14 protein-coding genes are annotated in these 16,832 nt (G+C 69.5%); 4 read left to right on the forward strand and 10 right to left on the reverse strand.

What is annotated here, in order from left to right:
• Window positions 1-2: 2 nt before the first annotated feature.
• The 7 genes from QWJ39_RS12650 to dinB form a co-directional block, all read right to left on the reverse strand.
• A complete protein-coding gene (locus tag QWJ39_RS12650) occupies window positions 3-1,724 on the reverse strand; it encodes a UDP-N-acetylmuramoyl-L-alanyl-D-glutamate--2,6-diaminopimelate ligase (protein ID WP_290258190.1) in 1,722 nt (573 codons plus the stop codon).
• 107 nt (window positions 1,725-1,831) lie between these two features.
• Window positions 1,832-3,634, reverse strand: coding sequence for a penicillin-binding protein 2 (locus QWJ39_RS12655; protein ID WP_290258191.1), 1,803 nt, complete (start codon window positions 3,632-3,634; stop codon window positions 1,832-1,834).
• 55 nt (window positions 3,635-3,689) lie between these two features.
• Window positions 3,690-4,403 carry a hypothetical protein gene (locus QWJ39_RS12660; protein WP_290258192.1) on the reverse strand — a complete coding sequence of 238 codons (714 nt, stop codon included), beginning with the start codon at window positions 4,401-4,403 and terminating at the stop codon, window positions 3,690-3,692.
• Window positions 4,400-5,401, reverse strand: coding sequence for a 16S rRNA (cytosine(1402)-N(4))-methyltransferase RsmH (gene rsmH, locus QWJ39_RS12665; protein ID WP_290258193.1), 1,002 nt, complete (start codon window positions 5,399-5,401; stop codon window positions 4,400-4,402). Before rsmH ends, QWJ39_RS12660 begins: the two co-directional genes overlap by 4 nt.
• 168 nt (window positions 5,402-5,569) lie before the next feature.
• Window positions 5,570-5,998, reverse strand: coding sequence for a division/cell wall cluster transcriptional repressor MraZ (gene mraZ, locus QWJ39_RS12670; protein WP_290258194.1), 429 nt, complete (start codon window positions 5,996-5,998; stop codon window positions 5,570-5,572).
• A 332-nt stretch (window positions 5,999-6,330) separates the two neighbouring features.
• Window positions 6,331-6,705 carry a DUF3040 domain-containing protein gene (locus tag QWJ39_RS12675; RefSeq protein WP_290258195.1) on the reverse strand — a complete coding sequence of 125 codons (375 nt, stop codon included), beginning with the start codon at window positions 6,703-6,705 and terminating at the stop codon, window positions 6,331-6,333.
• A gap of 274 nt (window positions 6,706-6,979) precedes the next feature.
• Complete coding sequence (gene dinB, locus QWJ39_RS12680) at window positions 6,980-8,182, reverse strand: DNA polymerase IV (protein ID WP_290258260.1); 1,203 nt, start codon at window positions 8,180-8,182, stop codon at window positions 6,980-6,982.
• 134 nt (window positions 8,183-8,316) lie between these two features.
• Between dinB and QWJ39_RS12685 the strand changes: the two genes are divergently transcribed.
• The gene (locus QWJ39_RS12685; protein ID WP_290258196.1) at window positions 8,317-8,841 is read left to right on the forward strand and encodes a hypothetical protein; all 525 of its coding nucleotides are present in this window, start codon (window positions 8,317-8,319) and stop codon (window positions 8,839-8,841) included.
• The gene (locus tag QWJ39_RS12690) at window positions 8,838-9,932 is read left to right on the forward strand and encodes a polyprenyl synthetase family protein (RefSeq protein WP_290258197.1); all 1,095 of its coding nucleotides are present in this window, start codon (window positions 8,838-8,840) and stop codon (window positions 9,930-9,932) included. Before QWJ39_RS12685 ends, QWJ39_RS12690 begins: the two co-directional genes overlap by 4 nt.
• Before the next feature lie 154 nt (window positions 9,933-10,086).
• Here the strand turns inward: QWJ39_RS12690 and QWJ39_RS12695 are convergent, their stop codons facing one another.
• Window positions 10,087-10,440, reverse strand: a complete 354-nt coding sequence (locus tag QWJ39_RS12695) for an Rv2175c family DNA-binding protein (RefSeq protein WP_290258198.1) — start codon at window positions 10,438-10,440, stop codon at window positions 10,087-10,089.
• Between the two features lie 260 nt (window positions 10,441-10,700).
• Between QWJ39_RS12695 and QWJ39_RS12700 the strand changes: the two genes are divergently transcribed.
• Window positions 10,701-12,110, forward strand: a complete 1,410-nt coding sequence (locus QWJ39_RS12700) for a LysM peptidoglycan-binding domain-containing protein (RefSeq protein ID WP_290258199.1) — start codon at window positions 10,701-10,703, stop codon at window positions 12,108-12,110.
• 98 nt (window positions 12,111-12,208) lie between these two features.
• Entirely contained in the window at window positions 12,209-14,389 is a 2,181-nt protein-coding gene (locus QWJ39_RS12705; RefSeq protein ID WP_290258200.1) for a PASTA domain-containing protein, read from the forward strand.
• A gap of 96 nt (window positions 14,390-14,485) precedes the next feature.
• Here the strand turns inward: QWJ39_RS12705 and QWJ39_RS12710 are convergent, their stop codons facing one another.
• Window positions 14,486-15,934, reverse strand: coding sequence for a class II 3-deoxy-7-phosphoheptulonate synthase (locus QWJ39_RS12710; RefSeq protein ID WP_290258202.1), 1,449 nt, complete (start codon window positions 15,932-15,934; stop codon window positions 14,486-14,488).
• A gap of 66 nt (window positions 15,935-16,000) precedes the next feature.
• Entirely contained in the window at window positions 16,001-16,741 is a 741-nt protein-coding gene (locus tag QWJ39_RS12715) for a lysophospholipid acyltransferase family protein (RefSeq protein ID WP_290258203.1), read from the reverse strand.
• Between the last annotated feature and the right edge of the window lie 91 nt (window positions 16,742-16,832).

Consider the following 16,832-nt stretch of genomic DNA (forward strand, 5'->3'; position numbering starts at 1 on the left):
GTTTAGGACTCTATCCGCTGGTCGTCGAGAACGGTGAATCCCCGGGCTGTCAAGGCAGTGCGCAGTTCCACGCGGTCATCGAGGGCCACGTTGACGCCCTTGACCTCCTGCCAGACTTCGTGCCCGCGGCCGGCCACCAGGATGGTGTCGTGCGGCGCGGCCAGCTCCGCCGCCTTGCGGATGGCCTCGTCCCGCGGGAAGACCTCCAGCACGGTGCTGGCCAGGGCCTCGTCGCGGACGGCGGCGTGGGCGCCGGCCAGGACGTCGGCCCGGATGCCGCCGGCCTCCTCGTCGTGCGGGTCGTCGTCGCTGACGATCACGACGTCGGCCAGCCGGGCGGCGATCGCACCCATCGCGGGGCGCTTGCCCTGGTCGCGCTGGCCGGTGGCGCCGAAGACGATGATCACCTTGGAGCCGGGCTCCGGGGAGCGGACGGCGGCGAGGGCGCGTTCGAGTGCGTCGGGGTTGTGGGCGAAGTCGACGACGGCGGCAGGCTCGGTGGCGACCAGCTGCATGCGGCCGGGCACGGCGACGGTGAACGGGTCGGCGGCGTCGAGGGCGGCCTGCACCTCCTCGACGGTGGCGCCACCGGCCAGGACCATGACGGTGGCCAGGGCCGCGTTGGCGACGTTGAAGCCGCCCGGCAGGCCGGTGTGGACGGTGAGGACCGCGCCGTTCCGGTGCCGGAGCACGAAGTCGGTGCCGAGCCCGCGCGGGGTGGTCCCGGTGACGGTCCAGTCGGCGTCGGGGCCGGCGGCATTCCCTGAGGTTTCGGGTTCCGTGCCGGCGTTTGTGGCCAGCGTGGTGACCGGCAGGCCGGCCCCGGCGGCGAGGCCGGCGAGCCTGCGGCCCCATTCGTCGTCGACCGTGACCACGGCGGCGCGGGCCAGTTCGGGGGTGAACAGCCGGGCCTTGGTCTGGAAGTACTCCTCCATGGTCCCGTGCAGGTCGAGGTGGTCCTGGGTCAGGTTCGTGAAGCCGGCGACGTCGAAGTCCACCCCGTCGACGCGGTGGAAGGCGATGGCGTGCGAGGAGACCTCCATGGAGGCCGCATCGAGGCCGCGTTCGCGCATGAGCGCCAGCAGGGCGTGCACGTCCGTGGACTCCGGGGTGGTCAGCAGGCTGGGGATCGGCTCGCCGCCGGCCAGGATCTCGATGGTGCCGATCAGACCGGGGCGCCGCCCCAGTGCGCGCAGCAGGGCGTTGGTGAAGTACGTGGTGGTGGTCTTGCCGTTGGTGCCGGTCACGCCGTACAGCGCCGGCGCCGGGTCTGCGGTACCTTCAGACGGGCTGTCTGTTCCCTGCCCGGTGGCCCGCTCGGGGCGGCTGCGGTAGATCAGCGCGGAGAGCTTGCCCACCAGGGCCCGCGGCTCGGGGGTGACCAGCACGGGCACGGGAACGTCGTTTGAGAGCGCCAGCAGCCGCGCGCCGGCGTCGTCGGTCAGCACGGCGACGGCCCCGGCATCCACGGCCTGGGCGACGAAGTCGGCCCCGTGCCGGGTCGCACCGGGCAGCGCGACGTAGAGGTCCCCCGGCCGCACCGAGCGGGAGTTCAGCGAGATGCCGGTGATGTCGACCGCGGCCGAGGCGCCCGGAACCACGACGCCGATCCAGCCGCCAAGGGTTTCCAGGGGCACGGGGGCGACGGCGGCCGGGCGGAACGCCGCGGCGGCGGCCCGGCCCTCGTTCTCGGCGGCCTGATCCTGGGCGGTGGGGTCTGACAAGGGGTTCTCCGTCGGTGGTGCGGGCAGCGCGCGCTGCGCGCGGAGGATTGCCCCGCACCCAGGCCCGGCTGCGTGAATAACGTGCTGCTGGCTGGTGGTCTCGTGTGCTACTTGGCGTACTGCGGCAGCCTGACCGGCGCGCCGGTGGAGGGCTGGACGTTGTAGGTCCGCAGCGTCTGGCCCATCACGGACCGGAAAACGGGCCCGTTGGTGATGCCGTAGATGCTGCCCTTGGGCCGCTGCAGGACCACTTCAACAATAAACCGCGGATCGTCCATCGGCGCCATCCCCACCATGGAGGCCGTGTAGCCGCAGAAACCGGGCTTGCCGTCGTCGCACGGGGACTCGGAGGTGCCGGTCTTGGCGCCCACCCGGTAACCGTCGATCGCCGCGTCCTTGATCTCGCCCTCGGTCACGGCGCTCTCCAGGATGTCCCGGACCTGCTTGGCGGTGTCCTTGCTGACCACCTGCCGGCTGTCCTTGGCGGGGACCTTTTCCTCGTGGCCGTCCGGGTCGATGTAGCTGTCGATCAGGCGGGGCTGGAGCATGACGCCGTCGTTGGCGATGCTCTGGTAGGCCCGCACTGTTTGCAGGGTGGACTGCGCCACGCCCTGGCCGAAGAGGACGGTGTACTGCTGCCGGCCGTCCCACTGGTCCGCGGGGGTGAGGATGCCGGGGGTTTCGGCGGGCAAGCCGATGTCCGGGGCCTCGCCGATGCCGAACTTCTGCAGCCAGTCGTGCCGCTTTTCCTTGCTCAGCTTCTGGCCGACCATCACGGTGCCGGTGTTCATCGAATAGCCCACGATCCCGGCGAGGGTCCGCTGCTCGGTGCCGTGCTCGAACGCGTCGGAGAAGGTCTGCCCGTCCACGGTGTAGGTCGGCGGGACGGTGTAGGTGTCCAGTGGGTGGGAGGTGCCCTCCTCGATGGCCGAAGCGGCGGTGATCATCTTCTCCACCGAGCCGGGCTCGTAGGCGGCGGTGACGGCGCGGACGCCGCGGTCCTTGGCGTCAACCTTGCCCGGGTCGTTGGGGTCCGGGGCGTTGGTGTCCGCCATGGCGATGATGTTGCCGTTCTTCACGTCGGAGATGACGATGATCCCCCACTCGGCGCTGAGCTTATCCTTCTGGCTCTGGATGGCCTGCTGGGCGAAGTACTGCAGGTCCGAGTTCAGGGTCAGCTTGACGTCCTTGCCGTTGACGGCGGGGGTCAGCTGGTCCACACCCACGGGGATGCGCAGGCCGTCGGCGCCGATCTCGAAGACGCGCTTGCCCGGGGTGCCCTTCAGCACGTCGTCCTGGGTCTGTTCGAGGCCGGCCTGGCCGGTCGTGCCGTCCTTGAGGAAGCCGACGATCCCGCCGGCCACCGAGCCGTTGGGGTAGACGCGCTTGCTGGTGCCCTCCGAGGCCAGGCCCGGGATCTGCAGTTTGGAGATCCGGTCCTCGACGTCGGGCCGGATGTCCTTGGCCACGATGTAGTAGCGCTGGGTGCCGGTCAGGGCATTCTTGACGTCGTCCTTTTTCATGCCGAGGACGTTGGCGAGTTCCTCGATGCCCTGGTCCCGCGGGATCTTGACGACCGTGTCCTTGCCGTCCACCGTCTCGAGCCGGGGGAAGGTGGCGGTGGTGGTGTTGACGGTCTGGTCCACCACCACGTTGTAGCGGATGACGCTGCTGGCCAGGACGTTGCCGGAGGCGTCCAGGATTTTGCCGCGCTCGGCCGGCAGCACCGTGGGCGTGAGCCGGTTCTTCAGTGCCGCCTCGGCCATGCCGCCCATGTCCAGGCCCTGGACCAGGAAGAGCTTGGCGCCGACCACCAGCAGCAGAGCGAGCATCAGGCAGAGCCCGATCCGCAGCCGCCGGGTGGCGCTTGAGGTCCGGGATGAGTGTGCCTTGCCGGTGTTCTGCGCCACGGTACTTCCTTGCTGGTCGGCGGTGCGGGGTGGTCCTGTCCGTTACCGGCCAGGGCTACTTGCCGGGGGTCTTCTGTGCCGGCGCCGGGATGGAGCCGCCGTGCAGTTCGACGGCGGGCGCGGCCGCGGCGGCCTTGGCTGCCGCCTGTTCCGCCGCCTGCTTGGCTGCCGCGGCGGCGTCGGCCGCGGTCTTCGCGGCGGCGTCGGTGGCGGAAGCCGCGGCGGAGGTGCTGTCGGCCGGCTTGCGGTTGGCGAGCGGATCCTGGGCGGACGGCGCTGGGACGACGGCGACCTGGCCGGCGATGGCCGGGGCGGCGATCACGGCCGAGGGCGCGTCCGACTTCGCCGCGGGCTTGGCCTTTCCGGTGACCGAGAGCGTGGACAGGTCGATCTGGCCCTTGGCGGTGGAGGCCACCATGCCCAGCTCCGTGGCCTTGGCGGCCAGGTTCTGCGGGGCGTCGTAGTTCTGCACCTGCTGGGTGAGGTCCTGGTTCTGCTTGGTCAGCGTGTTCTGCTTCGCCCGCAGTTCCACCAGCTGGTACTGGGCGGAGGAGACGGAGATGTTCAGCACCAGCACGGCCATCAGGGCCAGGGCCAGCAGGCCGAAGCACATGACGACGAACGGGGCCCGGCGGCGGCGCGGAACGGACCGGGCCACCGAGAGCGGGGTGCGGTTCTTCCGGGCCGGCTGCCCCGGCTGGAGCTCCGGCAGTGCGCGCGCGGTCGCAGCGGTGGACACGGGGTACGTGGTGGCGGCGGCAGCGCTCATGCGTCTCTCCTGGCTTTGATGCGTTCCACGGCGCGGAGCCTGGCGGAGGCTGCGCGTGGGTTTTCGGCGATTTCGGCGGCGGTGGGCACCTCGGTGCCCTTCGTCAGGGTTTTCAGTTCCGGCTTGTGCTCCTCGAGCTCCACCGGAAAGCCCAGGGGCGCGGAGGACTTCGAGCCGGCCTGGAAGACGGACTTGACGATCTTGTCTTCCAGCGAGTGGTAGGACATCACGACGACCCGGCCGCCGAGGGCGATCGAGGCCACGGCGGCGGGGATGGCGCGTTCCAGCACGTCGAGTTCCTCGTTGACCTCGATGCGCAAGGCCTGGAAGGTCCGCTTGGCCGGATGTCCGCCGGACTTTGCGGCGCCGGCGGGGACGACGGCGCGGATGGTGTCGACCAGCTGGGCGGTGGTGGTGAAGGGACGCTCGGCGCGGGCGGCGACGATCCGGTTGGCGATCCGGCCGGCGAACTTCTCCTCGCCCCACTTGCGGATGATCCGGACCAGGTCCTCTTCGCTGTAGGTATTGACGACGTCGGCAGCGGTGATCCCGCGGCTGGTGTCCATCCGCATGTCCAGCGGCGCGTCGAAGGAGTAGGCGAAGCCCCGCTCCCGTTCGTCCAGCTGCAGGGAGGAGACGCCGAGGTCCATCAGGATGCCGTGGACCTCACTGAAGCCGAGGTCCTCGATCACCTCGGCGATTTCGTCGTAGACCGCGTGGACCAGGTCGGTGCGGTCGGCGAACGGGGCCAGCCGCTCCCCCGCCAGGGCAAGGGCTTCCTCGTCCCGGTCGATGCCGATCAGGTGCAGGTCCGGAAACCGCTGCAGCATCGCTTCCGAGTGCCCGCCCATCCCGAGCGTCGCGTCCACGACGACGGGCGTCTCGCCCCGGCGCCGGGCCGCGTCGAATCCCGGGGCCAACAAATTGATGCACCGGTCCTTGAGGACCGGTACATGGCGTTCGGACGTAGGCTTCGCCTGGTTTGAGTCGTCACTCATGCCTGCGTCCTTTCCTGGGTTGGCGGTGCTGGAGGGGTGCTTCTTGGTCCAGATCCCCATCCGCGCCTATCCTGCGGTCCGCCTGGCTCCGGGGAAGTGAGCCAGGTGGGTGCGGGATGGGCGGCTGGAGATCTCGATCAAGAAGCGGTGGTGCGGCGGCGCCGGGGGCTAGAGAATCCCCGGGATGGCGTCGTCGGTTTCCGAGAAGGCGGTTTCCTTCTCAGCCAGGTACTCGTTCCAGGCCTGGGCGTCCCAGATCTCCGCGCGGGTGCCGGCGCCGATGACGGCCAGCTCCCTGCCGAGTCCTGCGTACTCCCGGAGCGCCGGCGGAATCGTCACGCGCCCCTGCTTGTCAGGTACCTCGTCCGAGGCTCCAGAGAGGAAAACGCGGATGTAGTCACGGGCCTGCTTGGAGGACAGTGGAGCCTCCCGCATCTGCTCGTGAACCCGGCCGAATTCCGCCTCACTGAAGACGTAGATGCAACGTTCCTGGCCCCTTGTGAGAACCAGCCCCCCGGCCAGTTCCTCGCGGAACTTTGCCGGCAGGATGATGCGGCCCTTCTCGTCCAGGCGTGGTGAATGAGTGCCGAGAAACACGGCCCACCACCCGTCTGTTCTTGGAAGTCCAACGTCCCCTGTGCTGCCACTACCCTCTTACGCGCTCCACATTACTCCACTTCACTCCCCCGTCAACGACATTCCGGCCTTTCGGCCACAATTTCGACACATTTTTTCTGGCGGCGTCCCGCGCCAACAAAGGGAAGGAGCCAAAGTGGGGCGCGGTGGAGGGCAAAAGGGGCCGGGTGGGGACCAAAAGGTGGGTTAAAAGGCGAAAGGCCCGCCGAAGCGGGCCTTTGTCGCGGAAACCGGGTGCCGGTGGTGTGAAGTGGAGGCGTTGCCGGTGGAGCGGGGTGGAGCAGGGTCTGTGGTCAGGCGTCCCCGCCGCGGTGCCGTTCTTCCCAGCGTTCCTCGAGGTTGCTCATGAATGAGCTGCGGGGCTTGCCGGGTTTGCGGGGTGCTCCTCCGGTCTTGGCCTTGACGCCGCCGTTGCGCATGGTGGCGTAGTAGACGCCGCCGCCCATCACCACGAAGCCGAGGACCCCGACGATGATGTTCTGCAGCGAGACGCCGAGCAACAGCAGGAGGACGCCGGCGAGGGTGCCGAGGATTCCGATCACCAGGTGCCGGGTGGACCAGGAGCGGACCGGGTCCGATCCCATGGAACTGGCAAACTTGGGATCGTCCTCGTGCAGCTGCTTCTCAAGTTGCTCAAGCAACTTCTGTTCGTGCTCCGAGAGCGGCATCACGACCTCCTTTAATCGGCCAACGTCCGGATCTGACGCGGCCCTGTCCTACCTGCCCAACGTCCGGAACTCCCCGTCGGTTCCCGTCGTCCGCCATCGGACGACTGGCACCCTCGAGGCCGTTCACGGTCGCTTCCCCTGACACAGCCGGCAGTCCGAACGTTCCATCCAGCCGTTCGAAATCTACGTATAAATAAGGATAGTTTGTCGGGGCCCGTTCTGAAAGACGCCGAAAGTCCTCCGGCAACGCCCCGCCCGGGTCTCCGCCGCGTGGTCAGTCCGTACCCGGGGACGGGTCCAGCAGGCGGGCCGGAAGGACCGAGCTGGCGCCGAATTTCCGGGTCACCTTATCCAGGGCCTGCTCTGCGGCGCGCCAGTTGTCGTCCCGCCGGTCCAGGCTCAACTGCAGCGGCGCCTGCGCGGCCTCCTCCAGCTGTTCGGCCCGGATGCCGATCAGGCGGACGGCCATGGGGCGGTCCCCGACCGAGTCGAGCAACTGCACCGCCACGCCGTAGAGAAGCTGGGCGCTGTCCAGCGGGGTGCTGACGGTCCGGCTACGGGTAATGGTGGAGAAATCGGCGTAGCGCAGCTTGAGCGCGATGGTCCGCGCGTGCATGCCGGCGCTCCGGAGCCGTCCCGCGGTCCGGTGGGAGAGGCGCAGCAGCTCGCGGTGCAGCAGTGCCGCGTCGGTGGTGTCCACGGCGAACGTCTCCTCGGCGCCGATGCTCTTCTCCAGCCGCACCGGGGTGACCGGCCGCGGGTCGATGCCCCACGAGAGCCGGTGGACGTGTTCGCCGGTGGCGCCGAGGATTTTCCGCAGCGAGGGCAGCGGGGTGGCGGCAACATCGGCCACGGTGCGGATCCCCATCCGGGCCAGGACCTCGACCGTCTTGGCGCCCACGCCCCAGAGCGCGTTGACCGGCAGGGTGTGGAGATAGGGCACGGTCTCCTCCGGGGCGATCAGCAGCAGCCCGTCCGGCTTGCAGCGGGTGGAGGCGATCTTTGCCACGAACTTGCTGGCGGCGATGCCCACCGAGGCGGTGATGCCTAGCTCGGCCGAGACCCGGCGTCGGATCAGGGCGCCGATCTCCCGCGGCGGGCCCAGCCGGCGGATGGCGCCGCCGACGTCCAGGAACGCCTCGTCGACGCTGAGCGGTTCCACCAGGTCGGTGATCGAGCCGAAGATGGCCATGATCTGCCCGGACACTTCGTAGTAGAGCTTGTGGCGGGGTTCGATGATGACCGCGGCCGGGCACATCCGTGCGGCGAGGGCCATCGGCATGGCCGACTTGACGCCGAACTTGCGTGCCTCGTAGGAGGCGGAGAGGACGACGGACCGTTCCCCGGGGTAACCGACGATCACCGGCTTGCCCTTGAGTTCGGGCCGGGTCCGGAGCTCCACCGAGACGAAGAAGGCATCCATGTCCACGTGCAGGATGCTGCTGCCGCGCAACTCACGCAGCGCATCGGCGCTCAACGCCGTTCCGCCGGATGATCCGCTGCCCGTTCCGGCACTGCTGCCGCTCTCCTGCCCCACCGGATCAATCCTAGCCGCAGGGCCTGACTAAACTGGAGGCTGGATCCGGCATCAACACCAGGAGGAATGTCTTCGTGAAGGTAATTGGAGAGCGTACACGGGCCGTGGCCGCAGTCGCCGCGGCAGGGGCCCTGCTGGCCCTGACGGCCTGCACCTCCGGGGCGGGAACGCCGGCCGCATCCTCGGCGGCCGCTCCGGCACCCACCGCGACGGCCTCCGTCACCGCCTCCCCGAGCCCGTCCGCCACGCCGGGCACCTCCGCGACCGTGGGTGCCCTGGTGGCCGGCTTCCCGCAGCAGCTCCTGCCGCTGATGCCGAACGCCAAGGTGGAATCCAGCAGCTTCGACAAGACCGGCTCCCCCGCCACCGTCGCCCTGGTGGGCAAGGTATCTGCGCCGTCTTCCGACGTCGTGGCCTATTACACCCAGCAGCTGGAGGGCCAGGGGTTCAAGGCCGTCCCGGGCGAGAAGGTCGGCGCCGTGGCGTCCAAGGACTTCGTCCGGGGCGACAACGAGACCGTTAACCTCGCCGTCGTCGAGGCCTCCGGGGTGTCCACCTTCACCATCGGCGCCAACGTCGCCCCCGGGTCCGTCAAGTGAGCCTGGCCGAACAACTCCGGGACGAACAGGCCGCCTACGTCGCCGCCGTGGCCGGGAAGCTCACCGAGTTCCTGACCGGGCGGGCCGCGATCATGGCCACCATCTCGCCGGACATCGACCCCCTGATGGGGTCCATCTCCAACCTGGTCACCGGCGGCAAGCGGCTCCGCGCGCTGATGTGCTACTGGGGCTGGCGGGGCGCCGGCGGGGACGCCGCGGCCGCCGAGGTGATCACCGCGGGCTCGGCGCTGGAGCTGTTCCAGGCGGCGGCGCTGATCCACGACGACATCATTGACCGCTCCGACACCCGGCGCGGCGGCCCCAGCGTGCACCGCCGCTTCAGTGAACTGCACGGAGAGCAGGGCTGGGCCCTCGATCCCGAACGCTTCGGCCACGCCGCGGCCATCCTCACCGGCGACCTGTGCCTGTCCTTCAGCGAGGAATCCTTCACCGAGATCGGCAGCCGCGCCGCCGCCGGCAGCCGGGCCCGGCTCATCTTCAACCTGATGCGCGCCGAGGTCATGGCGGGCCAGTACCTGGACATCCTCGAGGAGGTGGCCGGGCCGCGCCGCGACCGGGCCGGGGCCGTCAGCCGGGCGCAGTCCATCATCCGGTTCAAGTCCGCAAAATACTCCACCGAGCATCCGCTGGCACTGGGCGGTGCGCTGGCCGGCGCCACCGATGCCCTGCTGCGCGGGTACTCGGCCTTCGCCCTGCCGCTCGGCGAGGCCTTCCAGCTGCGCGACGACGTGCTGGGCGTGTTCGGCGACCCGGTGACCACCGGCAAGCCCGCGGGCGATGACCTCCGCGAGGGCAAACGCACCGTTCTGGTGGCCTTCGCCCTGGAGATGGCCACCCCGGAGGAGTCCGGGTTCATCGACGCCCGGCTGGGCAGTCCGGGCCTGGGGGACGAAGACGTCGAGGAGATCCGCCGGATCATCGTCGAGTGCGGGGCCCTGCAGGCCACCGAGACGCTGATCGAGGAGTTCGGCCAGGCCGCCTTCGACGCGCTGGAGTCGCTGGAACTGGACGAGCTGCCGAAGACGGCCCTGCGCCGGCTCGCCGAGGCCGCCGTCAGCCGCGCGGCCTGACGCGCGTTAGCGGCAATAACAGCGACAGCAGAAGCACCGACAACAGCAGCGGCAACAAAAAGCGAAGGCCGTGCCCCTGGCAGAGTGACTGCACCGGGCACGGCCTTCGCCGTTGACGCTGAAAGGTGATCCAGGAAACCGCCTCTGCGGTCCGCTACCAGGCCATTGTCTGGGCGCGCCGGCGGATCTCGGTCTTGCGGCCCTCCCGGAGGGCGTCGATCGGACGGCCGCGCAGGGATTCGTCCGCGGTGAACAGCCAGGTAATCAATTCCTCATCCGAATAACCGGCGTCGGAAAGGACCACAATGGTGCCCTTGAGGCTTTCCACCGCGTGGCCGTCCTGGATAAACGCCGCGGGCACGGAGCGGATGCGGCGCTCTCCAACCCGGATCGCCGCCAGCGCACGCTCGTCCAGCAGCGCATGAACCTTGGTGATGGAGACATTCAGCAGCTCGGCAACATCGGGCAGGGGCAGCCATTCGCCTACAAGGCTTTCTACATTACTCACGCGTCAAGAGTGCCATGTCGGGACGTATTGCGCCTAGTCAGCCGCGTCCCGGACGGTAATTCACCCCGCTCCGCAGCACCCGTCCACGACACACCCACAAAACGGTTTTACGGAATGTCAAACAGTTCTTGTGCTATTTCCCAATTCATGAGAGATTCACATAGATCACATTTGTAACTGGGGTATCTAGAGTCACACTGATAACACCAGTAACACCGGCCTGACCTGCAGCGTTCGCCGCTGAGAAGAGGATCTTTCCCATGACGACGTCCCGTGCGCCGAAGCCAACCCCTAGGCCCGGCCTCCCGCTGATCGCGGCCACGACGGCGGCCCTGCCCGCCGTCGTCCTGTCTTCGCTGGCGATCGCCCAGCCGGCCACCGCGGAATCCCGGCCGCGCGCCATCCCGGCCACCCTGGCCGCCGCCATGAAGGCCCAGGCCGCCGGGCTCACCGCCCAGGCCCTGCCGTCCGCAGTCATCCCGGCCGCCGCCGTCTCCACCACCATCCCGGCGGCATTCCAGCCGGCCCAGGCGCCGGCGCCGGCCGAGTACACGATTGCCCGCGGCGACACCGTCAGCGCGATCGCCGGCAAGTTCGGCCTGGACACCTACCAGGTCCTGTCGCTGAACAACATGCAGCCGAACACGATCATCTACCCGGGCCAGAAGATCAAGCTCAGCGGCAACGCGGTCGCCTCCCCCCAGGCTCCCGCCGCGCCATCGGCCCCGGCACCCGCTCCCGCCGGCGGCCAGTCCTACACCGTGAAGTCCGGCGACACGCTCAGCGCGATTGCGGCCCGCAGCGGCGTCCAGCTCTCCGATGTCCTGAACTGGAACGGGCTGAACATGCGCTCGATCATCTACCCGGGCCAGCAGATCAAGGTGGGCGGCGGTTCCGCCCCCTCCGCCCCGGCACCGGCGGCTCCCGCCCCTGTGGCAGCCCCCGCGCCGTCCGCACCCGCGCCGGCACCGGCCCCCGCCTCCGGCTCCTACACCGTGAAGTCCGGCGACACCCTCTCCGGTATCGCGGCTAAGAACGGCGTGAAGCTCGCCGACATCCTCTCGGCGAACCGGCTGACCATGAGCAGCATCATCTACCCGGGCAACAAGCTGGTCATCCCGGGCGCGGGTTCCTCCACCACGGTCAACCCGAGCTCCAGCACGCCGCCGGCCACGGTCACGCCGCTCGTCCCGAGCACCTTCCTCGGCTTCAGCTACCCGGAGGCCGTGGTCAGCTCCGCCAACGCGAACAAGGCGATCCTGAACGCCTCACCGGTGCCCAGCACCGCGCAGATGAAGCAGATCGTCGCGGACACAGCGCGCCGGATGGGCGTCGACCCGTCCCTGGCCATGGCCTTCGCTTTCCAGGAGTCCAGCTTCAACCAGCGCTCGGTTTCCCCCGCCAATGCCATTGGCACCATGCAGGTCATCCCGTCCTCGGGACAGTGGGCCTCGGACCTGGTGGGCCGCAAGCTGAACCTGCTGGACCCGTACGACAACGCCACGGCCGGCGTCGCCATCATCCGCCAACTGGTCCGCACCAGCAAGGACCTGGACACCGCGATCGCCGGTTACTACCAGGGCCAGTACTCGGTGAGCAAGAACGGCATGTACGACGACACCAAGGCGTACGTCGCGTCCATCAAGCGGCTGCAGCAGCAGTTCAGCTGACCCCGGCTTCGCGCGGGGCTGAGCCCTCCGTCGCGTAACGATACGGGCCCGGATTGCATGTCAATCCGGGCCCGTTTCTGTGCAGAACGTAGGATCGAATGGTGCAGGACTACACTTCGGATGCTCTCGTCGGGACCCTCGTGGACAACCGGTACCTGGTTCGTTCCAAGTTGGCCAGGGGCGGCATGTCCACCGTCTACCTCGCAACGGACCGCCGCCTGGAGCGGGACGTGGCGCTCAAGGTCCTGCACCCGCACATGGCCGGCGACCCGCAGTTCCTGGACCGCCTGGGCCGGGAGGCGAAGGCGGCGGCCCGGCTCTCCCACCCGCACGTGGTGGGCATGCTGGACCAGGGCGAGGACGGCCCGCTGGCATACCTGGTCATGGAGTACATCAAGGGCCACACCCTCCGGGACATGCTCAAGGAACGCGGCGCCCTCACGCCGCGACTGGCCTTGGCCTACATTGACCCCGTGGTTGAGGGCCTCGCCGCCGCGCACGCCGCCGGGCTGATCCACCGGGACGTGAAGCCGGAGAACGTCCTGATCGCCGACGACGGCCGGATCAAGATCGGCGACTTCGGCCTCGCGCGGGCCATCACGACGTCGACCAGCACCGGCGCGCTGATCGGCACGGTGGCGTACCTCTCCCCCGAGCTGGTGATGGGGCGGCAGGCTGATGCCCGCAGCGACATCTACTCCCTGGGCATCATGCTCTATGAGATGCTCACCGGCCGCCAGCCGTTCGACGGCGAGGTTCCCATCCAGGTGGCCTACCAGCACGTGAACTCCAGCGTGGGCGCGCCCTCGCTCCTGGTGCCTGGACTTGCCGGGGAAATCGATGAGCTGGTGCAGTGGTGCACCGCCAACGACCCCGACAAGCGCCCGGTGGACGGGCAGGCCCTGCTCTCCGAGCTGCGCCACATCCGGACCAACCTCAGCGACGCCGAACTCGACCTGCAGCCGCCCGCCGCCCGCCCGCTCTCTCCCGCGCTGCCCGGCGCCGCGGCCGGAGCTGCTGCCGGAGCCGCTGCCGGCGACGGCGGGGCGCACACCGAGTTCCTCGGCGCCCTTCCGCAGCCCACCGAGGTGATCGGCCGCGGCGGCAGCAACCCCACCACCGTGATCCCGGGAACGTCCCGTCCGCCGGCCCGGGGAGCCGCCGCCGGCGGCTTCGGCCCGCTGACCGCCCCCGGCGACTCCGACGACGGCGACTCGCCCTACGGCGACTCCGGCGACAGCGGCTCCGGTTTCGGGGCGGAGGCCTGGGCCGGTGACGCCGCCGCGCCGCCGACCAGCAAGCGCGCCCAGCGCAAGCTGGACCGGGACGAGGAGAAGGCCCGGCAGCGCGCCGCCGCCACGCCCAGCCGCACCCTGCGGCCCGGCAACCCCCGCCGCCGCGGCCTGGTCTGGATCGTGGTGCTGGTGCTGGTGGCGGTGCTCGCCGCCGGAGCCGGGTGGTTTTTCGGGATGGGTCCCGGCTCGCCCGGCACCGTGCCGCAGGTGGGCAACAAGACCGTCGCCGAGGCCCAGGCCCTGCTGCGGACGGCCGGTTTCAACTCGACCACCCGGGACGTCTACGACGACAGCGTCTCCCCCGGCCTGGTGGTCGGCTCGGAACCCCCGGCCGGCAAGGTCATCCGCAAGTTCGAACCGGTCTCCCTGGCCGTCTCCAAGGGCCCGGAGCTCTTCCCGCTGCCCGGGCTGACCGGCAAGTCCCTGGACGAGGCGAAGACGGCGCTCAACGGCGCCGGCATGGCGCTGGGCCCGGTCACCCAGACCTTCGACGAGTCCGCCCCGGCCGGTGCCGTGCTGGCTCAGGACCCGGCCGGGGGCACGCCCGCCAAGCACGGCACCCCGGTGGGCCTGACAGTCTCCAAGGGACCACAGCCCATCCCCGTCCCGGATGTGCGCGGCAAGGACCAGGACGCCGCCGCCAAGGCCCTGCAGGCCGCCGGGTTGCAACCCGTCGTCGCCCCCGAACCCGTCTTCGACCGCTCGGTGCCCAAGGGCGCCGTCGTCAGCCAGGACCCCGCCGGCGGCGCCACCCTCACCCGCGGCGGCTCGGTCACCCTGACCATCTCCAAGGGGCCGCGGATGGTGGACGTGCCCAGCTTCGTGGGCAAGCAGGCCAAGGAGGCCCGCGACGCGCTGGAGAAACTGGGCTTCAAGGTGCAGGTGGAGAACATCCTGGGCGGGTTCTTCGGCACCGTCCGGGCCCAGGACCCGGTCAACCGGAGCGTCCCGGAGGGATCCACCATCACCCTGACCGTGGTCTAGCCGGCCCGGCCAGGCCCTCCCAAGGGGACTTAAGCGCAAGGACCCCCGGTCGCCGAGCGGCGGCCGGGGGTCCTTGCGTTTAAGCTGGGCGGGGTCCTAGCGCTTGGCGAGGGATCCGGCCACGAGGAACGCCATCTCGAGGGACTGCATGTGGTTCAGGCGCGGGTCGCAGACCGACTCGTAGCGGTCCAGGAAGGCGTCCTGGTCGATCGGGTCCGCGCCGCCCAGGCACTCGGCCACGTCGTCGCCGGTCATCTCCACGTGCAGGCCGCCCGGCACGGTGCCGAGGCCGTGGTGGACCTCGAAGAAGCCGCGCACCTCGTCGATGACGTCGTCGAAGTTGCGGGTCTTGTAGCCGTTCGGGGAGGTAACGGTGTTGCCGTGCATCGGGTCCGTGACCCAGAGGACCTGCGCGCCGGAGGCGGTGACGCGCTCCACGATGGGCGGCAGTTTCTCGCGGATGTTGCCGGCGCCCATGCGGGTGATGAAGGTCAGGCGGCCCGGTTCGCGGTTCGGGTCCAGCTTGTCGATCAGCCGCAGCGCGTCGTCACCCGTGGTGGTGGGGCCGAGCTTCACGCCGATAGGGTTGCGGACCCGGGAGAGGAAGTCCACGTGGGCGTGGTCCAGCTCGCGGGTGCGCTCCCCGATCCAGAGGAAGTGCGCGGAGGTGTCGTACGGCAGGCCGGTGCGGGAGTCGATGCGGGTCAGCGCCCGCTCGTAGTCCAGCAGCAGCGCCTCGTGGCTGGCGTAGAACTCCACGCGCTTGAGTGCCTCGAAGTCCGCGCCGCAGGAGGACATGAACTTGATGGCCCGGTCGATGTCGCGGGCGAGCGATTCGTAGCGGGCGTGCGCCGGATTCTCGGTGAAGCCCTTGTTCCACTGGTGCACCAGGCGGAGATCAGCGAAACCGCCCTGGGTGAAGGCCCGGATCAGGTTCAGGGTCGACGCCGAGGTGTGGTACGCCTTCAGCATCCGGCCGGCGTCGTGGGCGCGGGATTCCGGGGTGAAGTCGTAACCGTTGACGATGTCGCCGCGGTAGGCCGGGAGGGTCACACCGTCGCGGGTCTCGTCGTTGGAGGACCGCGGCTTGGCGAACTGCCCCGCCATCCGGCCCATCTTGATCACGGGCATGGCTGCGCCATAGGTAAGCACGACGGCCATCTGCAGGATGGTCCGGACCCGGGCGCTGATCTTGTCCGCGGTGGCGGCCTCGAAGGTTTCGGCGCAGTCACCGCCCTGGAGCAGGAACGCCTCGCCCCGGGCCGCGGCGGCGAGCCGTTCCCGGAGGATGTCCACCTCGCCGGCGAACACCAGCGGCGGCAGCACGGAGAGCTCCTTGACCGAGGCCTCGAAGACGGCCGGGTCGGACCAGGTGGGCTGCTGGGAGGCCGGGAGCTTCCGCCAGTCGTCCAGCCCGGGATAGTTGGCCGCCCCGCTCTGGGAGATGCCGGCGAAGGCGCCGGCTGCGAACGCGGGGGCCACGGGGGCGCCCGGCATCGGGGAGGAGGTGAGAGGGGACGTGGAGGGTGCGGATAGCTCAGTCACCCTCCTAGGATAGTTCGCCGGGAGCGGTTCAACGGCGCCGGGGCGTCAAAGTCCGGGCCCCTCCCGTCACACTGTTCCCGGCGCCTCCGGGCCCGGGCCGGCCTCCTGCGTGGGTGCCTCGGTGGCCTTGCCGGCGAGCCGGAGCTTGACGACGGCGGCGTACTCGTCCACGTACTCCTGCCCGGAGAGTCTCATCAGCTCGTACATGATCTCGTCCGTCACGGAGCGCTGGATGAGCCGGTCGTCCTCCATGCCGTAGTAGCGGCTGAAATCCATCGGCTCGCCGAAGATCATGCCGATCCGGCGGATGTTGGGGACCCGCTTGCCGATCGGCTGGACCTTGTCCGTGCCGATCATCGCCACCGGGATCACCGGGACCCGGGCCTGCAGCGCCAGCCGGGCCACGCCCACCTTGCCGCGGTACAGCCGCGAGTCCGGGCTGCGGGTGCCCTCGGGGTAGATGCCCAGCAGCGAGCCGTTCTTCAGCACGTCCATGCCGGCGTTCAGTGACTGGGCGGAGGCCGCTCCCCCGGACCGGTCCATCGGCAGCTGGTTGGTCAGGCGGAAGAAGGCGGCCGTGAGCTTGCCCTTGACGCCCTTGCCGGTGAAGTACTCGGACTTGGCCAGGAACACTACCGGCCGGGGCACCATCAGGGGCATGAAGATGGAATCGGAGAAGGAGAGGTGGTTGGAGGCAAGGATCGCGGCGCCGCTGGCGGGAACGTTGTCCAGGCCCTTGACCCACGGCCGGAAGAGCGTCTTGAGGACCGGTCCGAGGACGAACGTCTTCATGAACCAATAAAACACGTGGTGTACCTCTCCGGCAGGCGTCTGGCCGGCCCTTCCTCGGGTCCGGCCAGGACTTCAATGACACCCTACTCTAGTGAGTTTTGTCCCG

Origin of the sequence: Arthrobacter sp. YD4 (assembly GCF_030410515.1) — a bacterium.
Lineage (GTDB): Bacteria > Actinomycetota > Actinomycetes > Actinomycetales > Micrococcaceae > Arthrobacter.